This window comes from Caldisphaera lagunensis DSM 15908 (assembly GCF_000317795.1).
GTDB lineage: Archaea > Thermoproteota > Thermoprotei_A > Sulfolobales > Acidilobaceae > Caldisphaera > Caldisphaera lagunensis.
The window spans coordinates 495,575-515,491 of record NC_019791.1; the positions used below are offsets into that span (position 1 = coordinate 495,575).

Here is a 19,917-nt window from a genome sequence, read left to right on the forward strand (position 1 = left end):
TCAAACACAAACCATTTAATCATTTAGAGAGAATCTGACTTCCTCCCAGCCATACCGAGAAGAGGTGAGGTTTGTTTTCTCTTGTATAAATAATCAACTTGTTTCATGTATAATTCTTTGCGTTATATCCCCTTTTATGGTTAATAACCATATACCTTTTTTCCTTGCTAATTCTATAGAATCTGGGGTAGCTATATCAAAATATATAACTTTAATCATTTTCTTTCTTATTAAATCAGGTCTATTTTTCTTAATCTTATCGATCTTTCTTTCTAGCTCATCTATTAAGCTAACTCCTAATCTAACTGTCGCCTCCCCTATAACAAATAAATCATCTGTCACGCCATAGATGTTTATTTCTTCATCATCTATAAAAATTCTTTCTAAATTTATCTTTTCATTTAATTCATTAGCAATTCTATATGCAATAACTTCCTTACTTTCATCTTCTACAGTTAATGTTAATCTTTCAAGAGTTTTCTGCATATTTTTTGTAGTCTCTTTCAGTTCATTTACATCTTTTCTCAAATCTCCTACGGCTTGCCATAATTTTGCAATTTCTTTGAGTATTTCATTTTGTGTTGCTTTAAGTTCCTTTACTTCTTCCCATAACTTGTTTTGACCTTCTTTAAGTTCCTTTACTTCTTCCCATATTTTTTTTATTTCTGCCAAAATATTTTCCTGATTTTTCGCATGTGTATCAAGTCTATTTAGTATTTCAGTTAAACCTAATGCCCCGAGTAATGAGTATCTGAACTCTTGATCTGTTTCAATAGATTTTAGTATTCTAAGTTTTTCTTCTTTAGACAATGTGTTTGACAACTTATTTTCCCTTAATTTCTATAATTTTTCCCAAAACTTATATATTTAAAGTGTTTTTAATTTATTTTTAAGAAGTGAGATTTTTGGGTCTGCCGAGAAAGGGGGGAGGTTCGTCATTCAATTTAACAAATCCCACAAATTTTGTAGGATTCCTTTAATATTACTTTTAAAGGTATTTAATGATAAACCATAAAAATTTCTAAACTATGCCAATAACATTTAATAACTTAGATTCATATTATCAACCATAGAAATATGAGGTGAAATGTGATGCCTGAAAAGTTCCCACCTGTTAAGGTAAAAGATCCATCGTCTGGAAAGGAAGTTGAATTGTCTCCAATAAAAGTATGGACTCTGGCTCCAAAAAGCAGAAAAGGAGTTAAAATAGGCCTCTTTAAGAGCCCTGAAACAGGCAAGTTCTTTAGAGCCAAAGTTCCTGAAAACTATCCGTAAATAAAAACTAATTTTTTATTTTTTAAATAAATATTTATAAGTTTTTATGTTTAATATTTTTAAATTTTTAAAACAAAATAAGATCAAATTAATCACAAAAGCAAGAATATTAATTTCATAAATTAAACATTATTTGACATTAATGCTGTTATTTTATGGAATTGAAGCTGTAATTAAAAACCAACACAATATAAATTCTTGAGAGCCTAAGAAATCTCTAAAATTATTTATAAAATGTAGTATGTATCGATAAAATTTTAAGTTTATTTTCCTTCTGCTTGTTTATTAATCCCTAGTGCTGCATTCATTACATTTGTTATAACTTGAGCTAAATGCTGAGGCTTTGTATAGTATTTGTCGTATTGATATCTTTGACCTTTATAAGATATCTCTACTTGTTCATCTGAATCTCTAACAATCATAAAATCGGCTCCTTCCTTTGTTAAAGCAAATGAATTCTTTCCCCTAGATTCTATCTTTAACCCATTCTTTGTGATTTCTGCTCTTATTGCATCCTTAACCTGGTCCAAATAGTCGCTCATCTTTTACCACCCTTTTCTATAGCGTTAAAAGAAACTTTTTAAATAAATTTGTTAATGAAAGTACAATATTTTCTTAATTGTGGGAATTTTACTCTATTTAACCTTACTTCTTTCTCTTTTAGAAGGTAAATCCTATTTGATGTAAAATCTTATTCTAAAATTTTATTATCTGCTATCAGAAATCTGATGTACCTTTATTAAAATTTTTGTGAACTTATTGACTTTAATTCTAAATATAAAGAAACCTTATCAAGTTTTATAAATACTTTCCTCAATAAATCTTTATTTTCACTTAAAAATATAAATAAATGGGTGAAATAAATTGCCCTCTCCAGATAAAATAAAGACAATATTAGTTATAGGAGCAGGAACTATGGGTCATGGAATAGCAGAATTGGCTGCAGTTGCTGGTTATAAGGTATTCCTTGCAGATATAAACAATGATATTATTAAAAACGGTTTAGAAAAAATCAAATGGAGTCTTTCAAAACTTTCCGAAAAAGGTAGCCTAAAAGAAAGCGTTGATTCAATTATGTCTAGAATAGTTCCTGTTGTTAACACAGACCCCCAAGGTAATTTCACTAAAGAATTTGAAAATGCAATTAAAGAGTCTGATATGTTTATTGAGGCAATTCCAGAAAGATTAGATCTGAAACAAGCCTTGTTCAAATTTATAGATAAAAACAGAAAACAAGATACAATAATGGCAACGAATACAAGTAGTCTTCCCATAACTGAAATTGCATCAGCTACATCATCGCCAGAACTTGTTGTAGGAATGCACTTCTTTAACCCTCCACCATTGATGCCTTTGGTAGAAATAATAAAAGGTGAAAAGACCTCAGATAATACCGTTTCTGTAACTTATCAAATAGCTAAGAATTTTGGGAAACAACCTGTTATTGTTAAAAAAGACGTTCCAGGCTTTATAGCTAATAGAGTATTAGCTAGGTTCTTAAACACAGCTTGTTGGCTAGCATACAAAGGATTATATTCAATATTAGAGATTGATTCTGCTGTTAGATATAGTTTAAACTTCCCCATGGGTGCGTTTGAATTAGCAGATTATAGTGGTATTGATGTATTTTATTTTGTAAACAAAGCCATGACTGAAAGAGGTTTCAAAATGACACATTGTCCGTTGTTTGAACAAAAATTCAATTCAAAAGAGCTTGGAATGAAATCTGGTAAAGGATTTTATGAATATCCTAAGCCTGGAGCTTATGTTAGACCACAAATTCCAAAAGACATAGCAAATAAAGTTGATCCCGTATTATTAATTGCCCCAGCAATCAATGAAGGTTCATGGTTGCTAGAAAATGATGTAGCAACAAAAGAAGACATAGATAAGGCTGTAAAACTTGGGTTGGGATGGCCAAAGGGTTTATTTGAGTTTGCTGATGATTTTGGAATAGATAAAATAAATAATGCCTTAAAGCAATTAAAACAAATTTTTGGATATGAAGAATTTGAGCCAACAAACATGTTAAAGACGATGGAATCAAATAATCAACTTGGAAGAAAGACAGGGAAGGGATTTTATGAATATAGGAAAGTTGAAGAGGTTAGCAAGAAGACATTAATAATAAGATATGAAAAGCCAATTGCATGGATAGTATTAAATAGACCTAACAAGCTTAACGCAATCTCTCCTGATCTTATAAAAGAGTTAGCGGAGACTTTAGATGAACTTGAGTTAAATGATGACATAAGAGTCTTAATTATAACAGGGTCAGGAAGAGCTTTTAGCGCAGGAGCTGATGTATCAGCATTTGTTGGACTTACACCAATACAGGCAGCAATATTTTCAAAGAAATTCCAAGAATTAACTTTAAAGATGGAATTCTATGCAAAGCCCATTATCATAGCAATTAATGGCTATGCATTAGGTGGGGGTTTAGAAGTTGCTATGAGCGGAGACATAAGAATAGCATCAGAAACTGCAATTTTGGGACAGCCAGAAATAAATTTAGGATTCATTCCTGGAGCAGGAGGAACTCAGAGATTGCCTAGATTAGTTGGAAGGGGACAATCAAAATTAATGATATTTACTGGCGATAGCATAACGGCTCGTGATGCTTTATCATTAAAACTAGTCGATAAGGTTGTTCCACCGGAAAGATTAGAGCAAGAAGCAAGGGAGCTAGCATTAAAGCTCGCAGAAAAACCACCATTAGCATTAATGGCAGCTAAGATATCTATAGAACAAGGTCTTGAAAGCAATATATGGGCAGGATTAAACTTAGAGGCAAATCTGTTTGGCTTGCTATTTAGCACAGAAGATGTTTCTGAAGGTGTATCTGCATTTTTAGAAAAAAGAAAACCATCGTTTAAAGGTAAATAATCTATAAATTTTTATTTTTGTTCAACTCTGCATAAAAATAAATTTTTAATCCTTTTTCTAATCCTTATAATTTTGAAGCCGGGTCGTCTAGCGGCCCAGGATGCGGGGCCTTGGATGGCAAAGGTAGCCAAAGGAACCCCCGTGACCGGGGTTCGAATCCCCGCCCGGCTACCAATTCTATACATAAATTACTTCTACATTCAAGCTTTCCAAGATATTTTCTATCTTTTTCCTTGTTTCAGATTTTATTCCCTTCTTTTCAATAATAGCAACCCTTGCTATAGGAATACTCTTTTTAATGCTCTGTTCCAGCAAATCTTTATCAAGATAATCCACATAATACTTTGAAAATATATGACCAAAACAATAGTCATTGTTTAATTCAAGGTCTGTAAATTTCTTAGGATAATGAGTAGATCCAATTCCTATAGCAGGTATGCAATTTTCTTTTGGATCACTTTCCAAAACATCAACTAAAGTTTGAGATAATGCATCTACCGCATTAATATCATTCCACTCTTTTTCTGTGCTTCCAATTTCAATAAATAAAAGGGGTTTTCTTAAAGAAGTAGGCCCATGATGTGTTGCCTCAAATGTAAATGAATAATCGCTTAATTTTCTAGAATTTTTATAATAATTTTTAAAAATGAATTTTGTTATTATAGGGTTTACATAAGATAATTCTCTCGGCTTACCTCCAAAGTTTGCTTCATTACTCGGATTTCCTGTATGATGAATGCTAAGAGTTTTATTATTACTTGTTGATTGATGTTTTGAAACAACAATAATAAAATCTTCTTCATGAAAAACATTATCTAAAAAGTCAAAATTTATTGTTTCTTCGTTGAAACCTGCTATTTTGGCTTTATTTACATCATAACATGAAACAGCTTTTTCACAATAATTTATATTTATTTTTCCAAGTTTTTCTAATAAATTATTTATAACATTCTTTCCAACCATATCATTTATTGAATATGATATAGCATATTTGACCAAATTTATCTCCTAAATTTAAGCTATTCGCACTCTTAATAAGGATTAACAAATTAAAATTATAATCTTAGATTTATAAATTAAAAACAAGGGGTAAAATAGTGATATCTACAACAGAATTCGAGGTAGTTTATGAGGATCCAAGCAATTTGTTAAAAGGTTTTGAGATGATAAAAAACTATATTGATAGTCTAAATTGTTTGGCAACTAAATCCTCGGCATGGGCCATTGCATCTTGCGAAGATATATTCATAAAAGCTAAGATAGATATAGAAGAGAGCTTAAACTTGCAAACAATAACAAAAGCATCAATAAACGTTAAGCTCGAAGGTAACACAAATGAAATTGTTAAAATGACCTCAGAACTAACAAAAATTATAAGGGATTCGGGAGGAGGGATTATACTAAGATCATAACATTTCTGAATTCATAAATTGTTTATAACAAAACTTTAATTTCTTATTTAACTCATAATTATTTGGTGAATATAGAGTGCAAAAAATTGTTATAATTGGTGCAGGAGCTGGAGGTATGGCTGTTGCATCAAGAGCAAAAAGATTAAACAATTCTCTTAATGTAACAGTTTTAGAAAAAACAAACTATGCAAGCTTCGCGTTATGTGGAATTCCATATTATATTGGTAATATAGTTAAAGAGCTAGACGATTTATTATTTTATCCACCAGAAGAATTTACAAAAAGAGGTATTGATCTAAAATTTGGTAAAGAAGTAACTGAAGTTGATGTGGAAAATAAAACGTTAAGGTTTAGAGATCTAAAAACTGGTAAAGAAGAAACGATTAGTTGGGATAAGCTTGTATTAGCAACAGGAGCAAAATCAAAGGTAAGCAAAATATGGCCAGAAATTAATAATGCTAAAAACATTTTCTATATTACCCATCTTGATTCAGGAGAAATCATAAGAAACTATGCTTTAAATCTTGGCAAGGGTAAAAAAGCTATAATAATAGGTTCTGGTTACGTAGGTTTAGAACTGATAGAAAATTTAATAAATTTGGGATTAAAGGTAACTGTTATAGAAGCGCTTAATCAAATTCTACCTAGAATGTTGGATCCAGATCTAGCAGGTATCGTAGAAGATTATTTAAAAACTAAAGGAGTTGAGATTATAAAGAATTCTCCAGTGGAATCTTTTGAAATACAAAATAATTTAGCAGTAAAGGTTAAAACAAGCAATGGTAATTTTGATGGTGATATGTTCGTTATTGGTATTGGAATTGAACCAAATAATGATTTGGCAAAGCAAATGAAACTTAATTTAGGAAATAGCGGTGGAGTTATTGTTAATGAAAAGCTTTTAACAAATAATCCTGATGTTTATGCAGTTGGAGATGTTACAGAACATAAAGACCTAATAACTGGAAAATATGTATGGAGACCTTTTGCGCAAATTGCTAATAAAATGGGATACATTGCAGGAAGTAATATAGGCGGGATGGAAGCAGAATTTAGAGGAAGTGTGGGAACCTCTGCACTAAAAGCATTTGATATTATAATAGCAAGAACTGGCTTGTCTAAAGCAGAAGCAGAAAAATTAGGCTTTAAACCAATCGAAGCATCGATGAATGCAGGAATAAGGGCACATTATATACCAGGGGGAGAAAACAAAATTTATTTAAAAATAGTTGCTGACAACAAAACCGGCAAATTATTGGGAGCACAAGCTATTGGCCCAGGAGAATCAGTTTTCTGGCGTGTTAATGTTATAGCCAGTTTATTGACAATAAAAGGTACGATATGGGATCTATTTAACAGTGATATAGGATATCAACCAACCCTAAGCCCTGCATGGGATCCATTAATAATCGCGTCGAGACTTCTTATGAGAGATTTAGGAGAAAAACCCCCTTCAAGTTTATAATAAAAAATTCTATGCTAATATTATAATAAGTTTTTTATTTATAGTTAAGGAAAAATTTCTTATTATAGCAAATTATATAATACCTGAAACCTTTTATTTTAAATAAGCATTAAAAAGAGGGTTTCAAATGGATTATATTGCTATCGTTGATTTAGGTTCGCAATATACTCACTTGATTCAGAAGAGATTAACTTATATTAATGTAAATTCCATTTTAACTTCAGAATTTAATCAAGATGTTTACAATGCAAAAGCTGTTATAGTATCTGGAAGTCCAATGAGTGCTTTAAGGGATGATATAAAGGAAATACAAGAAAATATTGGAAATCTAATAAATATGGGTAAACCTATATTGGGTATTTGCTTTGGCCATCAGTTACTTTCATTGATGTTTGGCGGCAAAATCATTGATAATCCAGAGTATGGAAGAACAAGGATTTTTATAAATAAAAGAAATGAACTACTATATAATATTGATAGTCCAGCAGAAGTCTGGATGAGCCATGGAGATTGTGTAGTTGAAGCAGGAGATGCAGAAATTAATGCTATATCTGAGAAGGGTTGTATTTCAGCAATTAAAGTACCTAATATGAATGTTTATGGAGTCCAATTCCATCCAGAGGTAACCCATACTAGAAATGGAGAATTAATTTTCAAAAATTTTGCTCAATCCATTGGTTTTGATATTAAGGAAATTTCAGCAAACGAAAGGGTATCAAATTATTATGCCTATGAATTAAATAATATAAAATCACTTTATAAAGGTGGTAGGGTTGTTTCTGCAGTTAGCGGTGGTATAGATTCAACAGTAGCAACATACATTGTTATGAAAGCTATAGGATCAAATAATGTTATCCCTGTTTTAATTGATCATGGATTATTTAGAATAAATGAAGTCGAAGAATCAAAAATAAATTTAGAAAAAGCTGGAATAAATCCTATATATATTGATGCATCAGAAGAATTCCTCAATAAACTTGAGGGGATAACTAGTTGCGAAGAAAGGAGAAAGATAATTGGTGAATTATTTGCCAAAAAACTTAATGAAGTGATAACAAAAGAAAATGCCTCTTATTTAATTCAAGGTACAATATATCCTGATGTTATAGAAAGTGGGAAAACAAAGTATTCTCAAAAAATAAAATCACACCATAACGTTGGAGGAATTCCCAAATGGTTCAATATCGATATAATAGAGCCACTAAGAGGATTATATAAAGATGAAATTAGAGAATTAGCAAAGATCATTGGAATACCTAAAGAAATATTAAATAGACATCCATTTCCAGGACCTGGATTAGCTGTAAGAATTATTGGAAAATTTACCAATGAAAAATTAAATTTATTAAAAAAGGCAGATAAAATAGTAAATGATGTTCTAAAGGCTAAAGGTATATATAATAACCTATGGCAATCTGTTGTAACAATATCAGAATCGTGGGTAGGAGTTAAGGGAGATGAAAGAGAAGAGGGATATATAATTAATGTGAGACTAGTTAATAGCGATGATGGAATGACAGCGGATTACTATTTACCTCCTAATAATGTTATCGATGAAATATCAAATAGAATTACAAATGAAGTTAAAAAAATAACAGCAGTTTCATTTATAACATCTACAAAACCTCCTACTACCATAGAACCATGTTAATTTTAGAATCACTTAAACAAGCAGAAATTGAAAACATAAAAAATTAAGAGAAAAATATATTTACTTTAGCCTACTCTACTCTAATAAAAATATTATCTAGAGGATGGTATATTGCCAACATTAAAGGAATTAATAATGGCTTCGCAAGGAAATATAAAAGCAGATACAATTATAAATAATGCAAATTTAGTTAGCGTTACAACAGGAGAAATTATAGAGGGCGCATCGATAGGTATTTATAAAGGTATAATAATCAGGGTAATGGATAAAAATGAAGATATAAGCCAATATATTGGAAACAAAACTAACATAATTGATGCAAAAAATAATTATGTTATGCCTGGATTTATTGAAAGCCATATACATATAGAGTCAAGCCTTTTAAATGTTAGGGAGTTTGGAAAACTTGTTATTAAACATGGAGTAACAACAATAATAGCAGATCCTCATGAGATAGGCAACGTTTTGGGCTATGAAGGAGTTAAACTATTTATAGAAGAAAGTCATCATGCCTTACCAAGAATCTATTTTGAAGCTCCAAGTTGTGTACCTGCAATAGATATTAACAAAGGCTTAGATAGCGGGGGTAAAATAATAGATTCAAACGACATAGGTAAACTAATAAAAATGGATAAAATTATAGGATTAGGAGAAGTAATGGATTTTCAAAGTGTATTAGAGGCAAATAACAACATTATAGAAAAATTAGAGATAACTAAATCTGCCAATAAAGTTATAGAAGGTCATGCACCATTGCTTAACAAAGAGAAGCTTGATGGCTATTTGATAACAGGAATTAATAGCGATCATGAATCATCTTTGTTGGAAGAAGCATTAGAAAAAGTTAGAAAGGGAATGTATATATTTGTAAGAGAAGGAAGCGCATGGAAAAATCTAAATGAACTATCGAAATTAATTACAAAACACAAAATAGATAACAGAAGGTTAATCCTTGTAGGAGATGATATTAATGTTGTGGATTTAGTAGAGCAAGGACATTTGGACTACCTAATAAATAAATCTATAGAATTGGGAATTGATCCTATTAAGGCTATTCAAATGGTTACAATAAACTCTGCTGAACATCTTCGTATGGATGATAAAATAGGTATAATAGCCCCTGGGAGGTTTGCTGATATAGTTTTTTCTGATAGATTAGATAAAATAAATGTTAAAATGACAATGATAAATGGTGAAGTAATATATAAAGATGGTTATATAATTAAAGACATAGATTCTTATTATTCATATCCAGAATACGCTAAAAATACTATAAATATAAAGCCATTTAATGAGGAAGATCTACTAATAAAAGTTAACGACAATGTTAAAGAAGTTAAGGTCAATATAATAAAGGCAATATCAGGTAGCGCATTAACAGAAAGGATTGTTGAGTACTTGCCTGTTAAGAAGGGTTTTGTTGACTCTGATATGGAAAGAAACATAATGCATATAGCTGTTATAGATAGACATCATGCAACTGGAAACATAGGTAAAGGTTTTGTCAAAAATTTAGAAATTGAAAAGGGGGCTATTGCTCAAACAATTGCACATGATACACATAATCTCATCGTAGCAGGTTATGATGTTAAAGATATGATAACTGCTTTAAAGTATGTAATGGAATCAAATGGCGGAATTGCTTATGTAGATAAAGGAAAGCTAGTTTCTTTAGTAAAGCTTCCTATTGCTGGATTAATAAGTGATTCCAATTATGAAAGTGTATATAAGGAAGTTAAACAGTTAGAAGAATCATTAAAGGCTTCCGGAGCATCATTAAATAGTGTTTTCATGACATTGGGGCTCATATCCCTTCCAGTTATACCTGAGCTTCGTATAACAGATAAAGGTCTAGTAGATGTAATGAGATATGAAATAATAAATGTTTTAGCATAAACTATTTAAGAAAGAGCAAATTATTTCTTTTTGGCATACGATGCATTTGTCTTATTCTCTTTAATACAAAATTCCTTGATTAAATTAATTTATCCTTGAAAATTTTATTAAAATTTATTAAATACTTTTTACTATATTTCGAAACAAATTAGTTGAGGGTCAAATATGAGTATAGAGGAATTCATAACGTTTAATGATGTAGTAATAGTACCAGGCAGATCACCTATTGAACCTTCAAAAGTAAATATTTCTGGAAAAATTACAAAAAATATTACCTTAACTATACCAGTAGTCTCAAGCCCTATGGATACTGTAACTGATTGGAAGATGGCAACAACTCTAGCAAGGCTTGGTGCAATTGGAATAATACATAGAAATATGTCAAAGGAAGAACAGGCATTACAGGTATCAAAAGTGAAAGATCAAAAACCTTATTTATGGGAAGAAGTGCAAAAGGTAGATCCAGATTCAAAGATAGAAGATGTTTTATCAAAAGAACAAGATAATTTTGCAGTTGTAATAAATAAAGAGATAAAAGCAATAATATTAAAGATAGGGGCAGATTATTCACTTCATTCAAAGAAAATAGATTACCTATCAAAATTATTATCCATGATAAATTTAACCCCAACCCTTGATGAAAATAATAAACTAAGAGTAGGGGCTGGCATATCACCATTTGACTTAGAAAGAGCAAAAATTTTAGATAAGGCAGGGGCAGATGTTTTAGTCGTTGATGTAGCACATTTACATAATGATAATGCATTAAGCAGTCTTGCAAAAATAGCAAAAAATGTTAGTGCTGAGATTGTTGCAGGAAATTTAGGAACAATTGATGGAGTCAAAGATACCATATCAAAGGTTGAAAATGTTTCAGGGCTTAGAATGGGTATATCAAGTGGTAGTATTTGCTTAACAGGAGAAGTTGCAGGAGCTTCAGTACCAACTTTAACTGCAACAATAAACGCAAGGAAAGCTCTAGAAGAATTGGGCCTTTTTGGCAAAATCCCAATTATAGCAGATGGAGGAATAAAAAATGCTGGAGACGCAGCAAAAGCCATTATAGCAGGAGCAAATAGTATAATGGTAGGAAGATATTTAGCCTGTACTGAAGAATCGCCAGGAATTAAAATAAGAATTGGAGATAAAGTATATAAACAATATCGTGGTATGGCAAGCAGAGGCGCTATGGAAAAAAGATATGCAGAGGATAGATATTCTAAGCCAAGTAAGGCAATTGAAGAGGGTGTTGAAGGATTAGTAGAATATTGTGGTAGTGCAATCAATGCAATAAGTGAAATGGCCTTAGGCCTTCAAGCATCTCTAGGCTATGCCGGAGCAAGAAACATAGAGGAGGCTTGGAATGGAAGACTAGCCAAAATAACCAGCATGGGAGCTAAAGAAGTTGGAATACATGATATAGAAGTTTAATTCTTATAAAAATAGGACTAATATATTAACTTTTCTCTATATCATAAAATCCTTTATATTTTATAAGGTCTGGACAGTAATTAGCAAAGTGTAGAGAAAGCAAAAATAGTGTGGACTCTAAAAACTACTAATAAACAAAATATAAGGTGAAAATCATGATAAAAGAAGTAAGAACAGAAATACTATGTCCTAGATGTAAAGTTCCCATGGATTATCTATCTGAAACAGAAAAAACATCAAATAATAATGGTAGATCAACAAAAATAACAAGATATTATAGATGTCCAGTTTGTGGAAGAAGAATAATAGATGAAGTTCTAATAATAAAAGACAATAATACTGATATAACAATAGAATCTCATACTAATGGAGCTAGAAAGCTTTTAGAAAAACAAAAAACAAGTTTAATAAAATAATTTTTTATTTTATTTTATTTATCAATTTTTTACATAGATTGCTTAAATTGTTATTTATAGAAAATATGTTAGAACTATCCAAATAAGATACCTCAAGGTTCCTTTTTGCTATCTTTGATAATTTGTCTGCCAAATATATAGGTATTGGCAAATTGAATTTACCTATCATCAATTTAGTTATATTAAAGCTATTTTCTAAGGATATCTTATTTCCTGGACTTACATAAATTTTTTTATTATTTATCAACAATATTTTTGAAACTAAACGATCTTTAAACCTTAAATATAATTCATTGTTTTCAACTACTTCTTCTCCAACAAGTTTCTTTTTGGCTATCCCAATTGTTGGTATATCAAATACTATTCCTATATGAGTTGCTATCCCTGCAAATCTGGGATGTGCATATCCATGGCCATCTACAAACAAAACTTGGGGTTTTACTTTTTTTAATAACTTTAATAAAGGAGTAGAAATTAAATACATTTCCCTAAATGCCAAGAGCCCAGGTATGTATGGTATGCACACTTTCCTTGCTATTAATTCGCAATCGATTATATTATAACTAGGATATTCAAAAGCTATGGCAACTCCAATACCTAAATCATTTTTCGTATAAGATGCATCTACTGCTGCAATAACCTTATTTTCTATATCTCTTATATTTATAAAATCATTTAAATTAATTTTTTTACTAAACAAAATTTGATCATTTATAGCAATGGAAACATTAAAATTTTCCCTAATTCCAACACAATTATTATCATCTTTAATCATTTTTATATTATTGACCTTCTTCTACTACTTTTAATTTATATGATTTTTCTAATGGTTTGCCTTCTGATTTAATTATGAGTAGATCTATTCCATCACCTGATGAGGAATCTCTTTCCATAGTAGTTTTCAGCGCTGTTATGGCAATTTTTTCTGCCTCATCAATTGTTAAATTATCATTATATGAGTATTCTAATACTCCTAAAGCTGTTGTCCCCCCACTTCCTACTGCCATATATTTATCTTCAGTTACTGAACCTAAAGCATCAAGTGTATATATCTTTGGTTTACCATCTCTGTCTAATCCACCAATTATTGATTCAATTAGAAATGGAAGCATCTTATATGAATATAATATATTCGAGAATAATTTAGATATAGCATAAAGGCTCATTGTAGTTTCATTTGTTGTTTCATAATAGCTTATTTCCGCATTCATAATTCTTACTAAACCGCTAACATCAGCATAAAGTCCTGTTAATGCAATGCCTACTCTATCGTTTAGTAAATATACTTTTTTTGCGTTTCTGCTCATTATAAAGCTTCCGTAGGACATCCTTTTATCTGTTGCAAGAACTACTCCATCTTTTGCTTTTATTCCTAATGCAGTTCCTTGTTCATATGAAATTGCCATTTCTATCAAACCTCAGTTAATTTTTGTTATATTCTACGTTTAAAGACCTTTTGCATATATTAATTGATAATCATTTATCAAAATTAAAGTATTATTTTTATTCATCATGAACACAACAAATACATTAGCAAGGGGCTTCCTTAGGATTAGCCAATTCTCCATAGAAAAGTTTTTATTGACCATGCATAATGCTTTATATAGAAATTACAATTTGATCTTAAGTTTAATTCTTCAGTATTGTAAATTACCCTGCCCTCATTGACGGGGTCTCTTGTTAAGAGAATGAATACTTGGCTTATATTCAAAATTTTAATGTTTCCTATATTATAATTATATCATACAAAAAGATAAAATCATTACTTTTAACCTTAGCTGAAATTACTTTTCTTCGGTAACCTTTATATATTCTGTAGGTATTGTAACAACTATTTTTGAATCGCCTTCTAATAAAGTTATATCAGCCTCATTTCTAGTTGCATATACTTCCACAATTCTCCCTTTCATACCTTTGAAAGGACCTCCAATTACTTCTATTAATTGTCCTTTAGCTATTGTTGGTAATGCTGTTGGAGGCTTCAATAACTTAATTACATCTTGTAAGCTTATAGCTATAGGTCTTCTTCTTTTAACATTCTTTATTCCTCTTATCAAATAAAATAAGTCCTTAGGATCTCCTATTTCTACTATAACAGTGCCTTTTAAATCCTCTGAGTAGACAATACTCTTTATATCTAATTTCAAAGATTGAGCTCTTTCAGCAAAAATAAGAGCTATTTTTTCTTCATATCCCCCAACTACTGAAATAGCATATATTTTATTTTTTTGTGTTTGATTGCTAATTGACAAGCAAATCACCTTATGCAATCAATAATACATAAATCAAATGTATTATATATCCTATAGCTCCTACTATAACAAAGCCTAATAAACTTAGCCTTGTTAAGAGATTAAACTCTTCTTCGTCAGGTCTTCTCGATAGCAATATTATCCTTTTCCATGCTGACAAATATTCTTTAATTTTTTCTAGCGCTGCCAACTTTAATCCTCCAAATCTTAATTTGCTGTGGGGTCTTATATACTAATATTTAACGTTTATCTAATATAATTATTTTTGATATATTAAAAATTTTATTCTCATATATTGTATTTTTGTATTTAATTTTGTTAAAATAATTTTAAAGGATTTTCATTATTTAATGAAAAATAGAGGATAATTAAAACACCTCCCAAAATTGCATTTAAATCTTCCCTATTTCTCTTTAATAACTTATCTTTTGAGAGCAATTTGCTTAAAATGTTTGGATCATTTATATCTAGATCCGAAAATTCTTCTATTTTAAATAAATCCTTCCCTATATAAACATATGACTTTAAAGCTGCTTGTATAACGTTTTTAGAGTTCATCAACATCTTTGAAAACTTCAACAAATTACTATAATGTTTTAAATTAAGCAAAAAACCTGAATCTATTTTTGATAAAATTTCAAATACATCCCCTAGAGATCTTTCTTCGTACTCTATTGACTCTTTGGTAATGCCTGACCTTTCAAGCAAATTAATATAATTCGATAATCCTAAATCTTCTAAAGATTCTACAAATTCAACTGCATCTCTAGGCTTTCCTTTATATAATATCCTTGATAAAAAAGAATTTATACCATTAATAACGTTCTGTTTTATCCCTTCAGAATACCCATCAATTGATGATAAAACTATAGCAGCTGCATCAAGTCCCGGTAATGGTCTTTCGTTTATAGAATCAAAGGCATTCTTATAAGCAGAAGATATTAAATGCCCTAATCCTAAGGATCTAGAATCTATATTTCCTAGAGCTAATTCCTTTCCTCTTCTATACGCTTCGTCCATAATATCAAAGACTTCTAATGCCTCTACAATTCTTTCTTCAAATTCTATTTCTGGCATAAATCTATGAATAGAACCAGGTTTTACTGGTGATGTTAATGTTATCATTAAGGCCCTTTTAATATCTTTTATCATGAAACGCTTCCCAGTATTTTGTAGATATTATGCTTTATAAACATATACCACAATATTTTTTAGAGACTACTTATTTTAAATTAAGTATTAAGACTTAGAATTATCACTAACTTTTTGATTATTTTCTTGTTTTTCTATATTTATCGACCTCATTGATTGGCCCAATGCCTTAGCTATTGGTGATATTATGTTTATAAAAGCAATAAAGTCTTGATCAAGCATTAATTTTAGCATATCAGAAATGCTTCCACCACTATTAGATATTTTATTAATATTTGAAGATAAGTTATTCATAAAAGTCTCAACAAATTTTAATAATGCGTCTAGGAATTGAATATTAAAAATTTGTTTTAATATGCCTAGAACTCTTGATATTATTTCCTTAACATAGTTTATAAATTTGTTAAAATAAGTTATTATACTATTTTGATCAAAGGATGCCATAAAATTATTTATTAAATTGCTTAAAACATTTGAAACATAATTTGAAAATCCAATAAGTGAATTTAAAAGATTTTCTTGAGTTTTTACAAGATTTTTAATATTTTCTTGTAATGCAGGATTTTGAGATATAAAATCTTGAGATTGAAGAGTATTGGCAATTGTCTTAAACATATTCATGGTAGGAATTAGCAGGGAATTAGATAAGTCTAAAACAATTTGAACAACCTTATCGGTTATTAAAGCAATGTTGCTCATTAATTCATCTAATTTTATATTTCGATTAACCTCTAAATTGCTCATTTCTAGCTCCCAATAATAAATTATAAACCTAAACTTATAAATTAGATATAAAAATTATATTTTATTACAATAAATGAAAGTCTCGCTGGTAGGGGAAGTAATAAGTTTCTACTAATGCGTTCTCCTGCTATTGCAACATTTTTTCATAAAAATACTTAACTGAATCAAATGTATCAATAACTGCAGCTAGAAACTTATGGTGCTAATCTATAATCAATTGATGCTACCTTGCATTTACATTCATTTGCTAAATATCTCAATACATGATCATAGGAATCGCTAGATCCCCAAACAAAGCCTCCACCATGTAAATAAATTAGAATTCCTTGTGTTTCAACAATTTTTGGAATATAAATGCGAACAGGTATTTTAGATTCTCTACCATATATGAACTCATTTCTTATTTCCTTCATTTCTATTTTAGGAGCAAACTGCTTTATTGCAAGTTAAATATATAATAGAAATCGATAAATTAAAAAGTTTCTTTGAAGAAAAATTTCTTTTACATGTAATTAACAGAATAAAGTCTTCTACAAATGAAATAAATGAATAATTTGATAATTTTATGAAATAATTTTTAGAAATTTTATTGAAAGAAGTTAGAATTGATGCTAATGATACGAAAGAAAACTTTGATCATTTAAATCTTTATTACTTTTTAACTAATTATAATACCTGTGCTTGTTTTATGTATTATTATAAATATTTTATTATATCATTTAATGTTGTTATTCTAAAAAATATTGAAATAAATGATAAAAGTAAAAAATTAAAAATAATAGAACTTAGCTAGCAATTATTGCAGATTAAATCTCATATAATTTTATTATGAATTCTATTGATAATTTAAATGAATATATCGAAAGAGATTATGTCATAAATTTAGAAAGTAATCCTGTTGTATTTGATGATACAAGTTTAAACAATAATTATATAAAAAAGAATGGGGAAGCTAATCAAATGCTATGTTTATAATATCGAATTTATAAATCATAAAATTGTATTTAATATATTTAAAGCCATACTTTGCAATACCTTATGTTTTCACTTATTTTACTATTATCTATATATTAACAGATTATTAAGCTTAAATTACTTATTATATTATTCTATGAATTTCCTTCATATTATTTTTATTATATTATAGCATTGTTAACCCCCAGGTTAACAATAATTCAATAGCATAAATTATATAATGGGATTAATTTTATGATACTAATAATTCTAATAATATGTTTACATTTATCATTTTTTATTATTATACTACATAATACTTTTTCATTTTTAATGAAAATTTATCTTTTTTTAACTCTATTAAGGTTAAAGGGATGAAAGGTCTTTTCCATGAGGGAGAAATGGATAGTTCCTTGTAGAAAGATTTTTATAGACAAACAACAACTTATTAAATGGAACATAATTGAATGGTTCCGTTAGATGGAACCTCCACTGTAGTGTAGAGGGATCAGGGTTGTTCTATGAAAAGGAGATCCTCATCGCGAGGGTGATCCGTATAGAAAGGCTGAGCGGTTCACTAAGGTGGATATCTATAAATTATTTAGCTAAAAATTTCGAAGGGTGCAAGGAATGTATGGCCAATGGTTAAAGCCAAGAAAAGGTTTTGAATTTTTATTAGATTATAATTATGATATAAATAATACAATTAACAAATTAAAAGAGTATGTCGAAAACAACAAATTTCTATTTTGCGCCTTTCCAGGACACTACGATCATTGGATGGAATCAATTAGATATTCCATTAAAGGAGAAATAGGTTTCACTTTATGGGGTGATACAGGTAGTGGTAATAAAGGAACAGACAAAGAAACAGGTATCGAATTTAAATCATTGATTGAAAAGTATAGAAATCAGTTTTTAAATAAAAATGGTGAAAGCAATGAAATTAAACTAGAAAAACCATTATTTTCTCTATTTTATGTCACAGAAGGTAGTTCAAAAAATAACTATGGCTATATAGGTTTTGGTATAGTGACTGATATTAATTATGACTATTACAGGAATTTTATAGGATGGAAAGAAGAAAACGGTTATTTTAAAATACGATTCAGAATAAAAGTGCTTTATTTAAATAGTAAGACAATAAAAGATATAAAGGAACACATTGATAAAAATGAAGATTTTAAAAAGATAAATCTATATGGAGAATTGGGAAGTGATTTAAAACTAATACCTATATCTAATACTTGCTATAATGAGTATAATAATCAAGTTAAGGATTATATAAAAGAGAAATTTGATAATCAAGAAGTAAAAAACACCTTGACTTTTTACCAAGATTTATATAATAAAGCAATTAATAAATCCTTATATTCTTCGTTTTCAGAAAATCCTTCAATTTCACAACAAAATGAATCATTAATTAATGAAATTGAAGAAGAGAAAATTAAGGAAATAGAAAATAATCTAAAAGAAATTTTAAATTTAATTGAAATATCTGAAATAGGTAAATCTAATGAAGACAAATTAAATATGCTAATTAATTCTATTAAAAAAGGAAACCTTTTATTTGTAGGAGATCCTGGCACATTTAAAACAACCATTGCTAAAGATTTAGCAAAAATAATAACAAAAAGAAATGAGGTATCGATATATACAGCTAATTCTTTATGGTTTAGAAGAAATGTAATAGGTGGCGAAACACTATCTTCTGATGGTAAAATTTTTTGGAAATCAGGTATATTAATAAGGGCCTATAACAAGGCATCAGAAATAATTAATAGTAATGATAGGTATCATGTTGTTATAATAGATGAAATAAACAGAGCAGATATTGATAAAGCATTTGGAGAATTTCTAACCATAATTAATTCTCCTTTACCAGAAAATTGGGAAATAACAAGAGAGCTTATAGAGGAAATTAGAAATTATTATGAAAAAGATGAAGAGGCAGAAAAATTTTTAACAAATTACGAAAAGTTTAAGAATGATCCATTAAAGAAAATAAGGTTTATAGCTACAATGAACCTCACTGATGTAAGGAATCTGTTTTATGTTGGTGAGGCCATAACAAGAAGATTTATTAGGTTTGATTTTAAGCCGAAAGCATTAGATAATATTGTTGATAATTATAGTAAAAACAATAAAGATTGCATAGATAAAGATAAGATAAAAAATTTATTAAATTGTTTTGAAAAGAATAAAAATAAAGATAAAAAGATTCCGATACCTCTTTCATCTGTTTTAGATTCTTTGAAGTTATCTGATTGCAATTATGATAAGTTCATAGCTTATTTATTATCTACTATTGGTACAATAAATTCTAGCAAAATTAATTTTATTAAAAATAAAATAGAGGAGTGCCAAAAAGGACCATAGACAG

The 19,917-nt window shown here is 29.2% G+C and carries 21 protein-coding genes and 1 tRNA gene; 11 read left to right on the forward strand and 11 right to left on the reverse strand.

The window, feature by feature from the left end:
* Positions 1-93 precede the first annotated feature (93 nt).
* Positions 94-822, reverse strand: coding sequence for a DUF8196 domain-containing protein (locus tag CALAG_RS02455; RefSeq protein ID WP_015232164.1), 729 nt, complete (start codon positions 820-822; stop codon positions 94-96).
* 270 nt (positions 823-1,092) lie between these two features.
* On the opposite strand from CALAG_RS02455, the gene CALAG_RS02460 reads away from it, so the two are divergent.
* The gene (locus tag CALAG_RS02460; RefSeq protein WP_048816690.1) at positions 1,093-1,275 is read left to right on the forward strand and encodes a chromatin protein Cren7; all 183 of its coding nucleotides are present in this window, start codon (positions 1,093-1,095) and stop codon (positions 1,273-1,275) included.
* Between the two features lie 263 nt (positions 1,276-1,538).
* Here CALAG_RS02460 and CALAG_RS02465 read toward each other — a convergent pair whose 3' ends face one another.
* Positions 1,539-1,817: a hypothetical protein gene (locus tag CALAG_RS02465; protein WP_015232166.1), complete on the reverse strand. Its 279-nt coding sequence runs from the start codon at positions 1,815-1,817 to the stop codon at positions 1,539-1,541.
* A 322-nt stretch (positions 1,818-2,139) separates the two neighbouring features.
* Between CALAG_RS02465 and CALAG_RS02470 the strand changes: the two genes are divergently transcribed.
* Together CALAG_RS02470 and CALAG_RS02475 are read left to right on the forward strand one after the other, a co-directional pair.
* Positions 2,140-4,161: a 3-hydroxyacyl-CoA dehydrogenase/enoyl-CoA hydratase family protein gene (locus CALAG_RS02470; protein WP_015232167.1), complete on the forward strand. Its 2,022-nt coding sequence runs from the start codon at positions 2,140-2,142 to the stop codon at positions 4,159-4,161.
* Positions 4,162-4,237: 76 nt separating this feature from the next.
* Positions 4,238-4,335: transfer RNA gene (locus tag CALAG_RS02475), tRNA-Gln, on the forward strand.
* Positions 4,336-4,338: 3 nt separating this feature from the next.
* On the opposite strand, the gene CALAG_RS02480 is transcribed toward CALAG_RS02475, so the two are convergent.
* Entirely contained in the window at positions 4,339-5,160 is an 822-nt protein-coding gene (locus CALAG_RS02480) for a D-aminoacyl-tRNA deacylase (protein WP_015232168.1), read from the reverse strand.
* Positions 5,161-5,258: 98 nt separating this feature from the next.
* Between CALAG_RS02480 and CALAG_RS02485 the strand changes: the two genes are divergently transcribed.
* From CALAG_RS02485 to CALAG_RS02510, 6 genes are all read left to right on the forward strand, one after another.
* Positions 5,259-5,573: a hypothetical protein gene (locus CALAG_RS02485; RefSeq protein ID WP_015232169.1), complete on the forward strand. Its 315-nt coding sequence runs from the start codon at positions 5,259-5,261 to the stop codon at positions 5,571-5,573.
* A 76-nt stretch (positions 5,574-5,649) separates the two neighbouring features.
* The gene (locus CALAG_RS02490; RefSeq protein WP_015232170.1) at positions 5,650-7,038 is read left to right on the forward strand and encodes an FAD-dependent oxidoreductase; all 1,389 of its coding nucleotides are present in this window, start codon (positions 5,650-5,652) and stop codon (positions 7,036-7,038) included.
* A gap of 127 nt (positions 7,039-7,165) precedes the next feature.
* Positions 7,166-8,689 (forward strand): glutamine-hydrolyzing GMP synthase, encoded by a 1,524-nt coding sequence (gene guaA / locus CALAG_RS02495; protein WP_015232171.1) that lies wholly within the window; start codon positions 7,166-7,168, stop codon positions 8,687-8,689.
* Positions 8,690-8,800: 111 nt separating this feature from the next.
* Positions 8,801-10,585 carry an adenine deaminase gene (ade, locus tag CALAG_RS02500; protein ID WP_015232172.1) on the forward strand — a complete coding sequence of 595 codons (1,785 nt, stop codon included), beginning with the start codon at positions 8,801-8,803 and terminating at the stop codon, positions 10,583-10,585.
* A gap of 165 nt (positions 10,586-10,750) precedes the next feature.
* Entirely contained in the window at positions 10,751-12,016 is a 1,266-nt protein-coding gene (gene guaB, locus CALAG_RS02505; protein WP_015232173.1) for an IMP dehydrogenase, read from the forward strand.
* Positions 12,017-12,171: 155 nt separating this feature from the next.
* Positions 12,172-12,432, forward strand: coding sequence for a hypothetical protein (locus CALAG_RS02510; RefSeq protein ID WP_015232174.1), 261 nt, complete (start codon positions 12,172-12,174; stop codon positions 12,430-12,432).
* Between the two features lie 4 nt (positions 12,433-12,436).
* On the opposite strand, the gene CALAG_RS02515 is transcribed toward CALAG_RS02510, so the two are convergent.
* The 8 genes from CALAG_RS02515 to CALAG_RS02545 all read right to left on the reverse strand — a co-directional run bounded on the left by CALAG_RS02515 (position 12,437) and on the right by CALAG_RS02545 (position 16,993).
* Positions 12,437-13,207 (reverse strand): endonuclease V, encoded by a 771-nt coding sequence (locus tag CALAG_RS02515; protein ID WP_015232175.1) that lies wholly within the window; start codon positions 13,205-13,207, stop codon positions 12,437-12,439.
* 7 nt (positions 13,208-13,214) lie between these two features.
* Positions 13,215-13,838: an archaeal proteasome endopeptidase complex subunit beta gene (gene psmB / locus CALAG_RS02520; protein ID WP_015232176.1), complete on the reverse strand. Its 624-nt coding sequence runs from the start codon at positions 13,836-13,838 to the stop codon at positions 13,215-13,217.
* 39 nt (positions 13,839-13,877) lie between these two features.
* Positions 13,878-14,021, reverse strand: coding sequence for a hypothetical protein (locus CALAG_RS07910; RefSeq protein WP_157463159.1), 144 nt, complete (start codon positions 14,019-14,021; stop codon positions 13,878-13,880).
* Between the two features lie 195 nt (positions 14,022-14,216).
* Positions 14,217-14,684, reverse strand: a complete 468-nt coding sequence (locus CALAG_RS02525) for a transcription elongation factor Spt5 (RefSeq protein ID WP_015232177.1) — start codon at positions 14,682-14,684, stop codon at positions 14,217-14,219.
* Between the two features lie 10 nt (positions 14,685-14,694).
* The gene (locus CALAG_RS02530; protein WP_015232178.1) at positions 14,695-14,874 is read right to left on the reverse strand and encodes a protein translocase SEC61 complex subunit gamma; all 180 of its coding nucleotides are present in this window, start codon (positions 14,872-14,874) and stop codon (positions 14,695-14,697) included.
* A gap of 128 nt (positions 14,875-15,002) precedes the next feature.
* On the reverse strand, positions 15,003-15,836 hold the full coding sequence (locus tag CALAG_RS02535; RefSeq protein WP_015232179.1) for a hypothetical protein: 834 nt from the start codon (positions 15,834-15,836) through the stop codon (positions 15,003-15,005).
* An 87-nt stretch (positions 15,837-15,923) separates the two neighbouring features.
* Positions 15,924-16,580 carry a hypothetical protein gene (locus tag CALAG_RS02540; protein ID WP_015232180.1) on the reverse strand — a complete coding sequence of 219 codons (657 nt, stop codon included), beginning with the start codon at positions 16,578-16,580 and terminating at the stop codon, positions 15,924-15,926.
* Positions 16,581-16,774: 194 nt separating this feature from the next.
* Positions 16,775-16,993 carry an alpha/beta hydrolase gene (locus tag CALAG_RS02545; RefSeq protein WP_048816691.1) on the reverse strand — a complete coding sequence of 73 codons (219 nt, stop codon included), beginning with the start codon at positions 16,991-16,993 and terminating at the stop codon, positions 16,775-16,777.
* Positions 16,994-17,408: 415 nt separating this feature from the next.
* Between CALAG_RS02545 and CALAG_RS07920 the strand changes: the two genes are divergently transcribed.
* Both CALAG_RS07920 and CALAG_RS02550 read left to right on the forward strand, forming a co-directional pair.
* Positions 17,409-17,555, forward strand: coding sequence for a hypothetical protein (locus CALAG_RS07920; RefSeq protein WP_157463161.1), 147 nt, complete (start codon positions 17,409-17,411; stop codon positions 17,553-17,555).
* A gap of 609 nt (positions 17,556-18,164) precedes the next feature.
* Entirely contained in the window at positions 18,165-19,913 is a 1,749-nt protein-coding gene (locus CALAG_RS02550) for an AAA family ATPase (RefSeq protein WP_015232182.1), read from the forward strand.
* The last annotated feature ends 4 nt before the right edge of the window (positions 19,914-19,917 follow it).

What these genes read in the sequence shown, in the direction of transcription:
- CALAG_RS02460 (WP_048816690.1), top strand. Translation starts at nt 1,093, where the DNA reads ATGCCTGAAAAGTTCCCACCTGTTAAGGTAAAAGATCCATCGTCTGGA.
- CALAG_RS02465 (WP_015232166.1), bottom strand. Translation starts at nt 1,817, where the DNA reads ATGAGCGACTATTTGGACCAGGTTAAGGATGCAATAAGAGCAGAAATC.
- guaA (WP_015232171.1), top strand. Translation starts at nt 7,166, where the DNA reads ATGGATTATATTGCTATCGTTGATTTAGGTTCGCAATATACTCACTTG.
- guaB (WP_015232173.1), top strand. Translation starts at nt 10,751, where the DNA reads ATGAGTATAGAGGAATTCATAACGTTTAATGATGTAGTAATAGTACCA.
- CALAG_RS02510 (WP_015232174.1), top strand. Translation starts at nt 12,172, where the DNA reads ATGATAAAAGAAGTAAGAACAGAAATACTATGTCCTAGATGTAAAGTT.
- CALAG_RS02515 (WP_015232175.1), bottom strand. Translation starts at nt 13,207, where the DNA reads ATGATTAAAGATGATAATAATTGTGTTGGAATTAGGGAAAATTTTAAT.
- psmB (WP_015232176.1), bottom strand. Translation starts at nt 13,838, where the DNA reads ATGGCAATTTCATATGAACAAGGAACTGCATTAGGAATAAAAGCAAAA.
- CALAG_RS07910 (WP_157463159.1), bottom strand. Translation starts at nt 14,021, where the DNA reads ATGGTCAATAAAAACTTTTCTATGGAGAATTGGCTAATCCTAAGGAAG.
- CALAG_RS02535 (WP_015232179.1), bottom strand. Translation starts at nt 15,836, where the DNA reads ATGATAAAAGATATTAAAAGGGCCTTAATGATAACATTAACATCACCA.
- CALAG_RS02540 (WP_015232180.1), bottom strand. Translation starts at nt 16,580, where the DNA reads ATGAGCAATTTAGAGGTTAATCGAAATATAAAATTAGATGAATTAATG.
- CALAG_RS02545 (WP_048816691.1), bottom strand. Translation starts at nt 16,993, where the DNA reads ATGAAGGAAATAAGAAATGAGTTCATATATGGTAGAGAATCTAAAATA.
- CALAG_RS07920 (WP_157463161.1), top strand. Translation starts at nt 17,409, where the DNA reads ATGAATTCTATTGATAATTTAAATGAATATATCGAAAGAGATTATGTC.
- CALAG_RS02550 (WP_015232182.1), top strand. Translation starts at nt 18,165, where the DNA reads ATGTATGGCCAATGGTTAAAGCCAAGAAAAGGTTTTGAATTTTTATTA.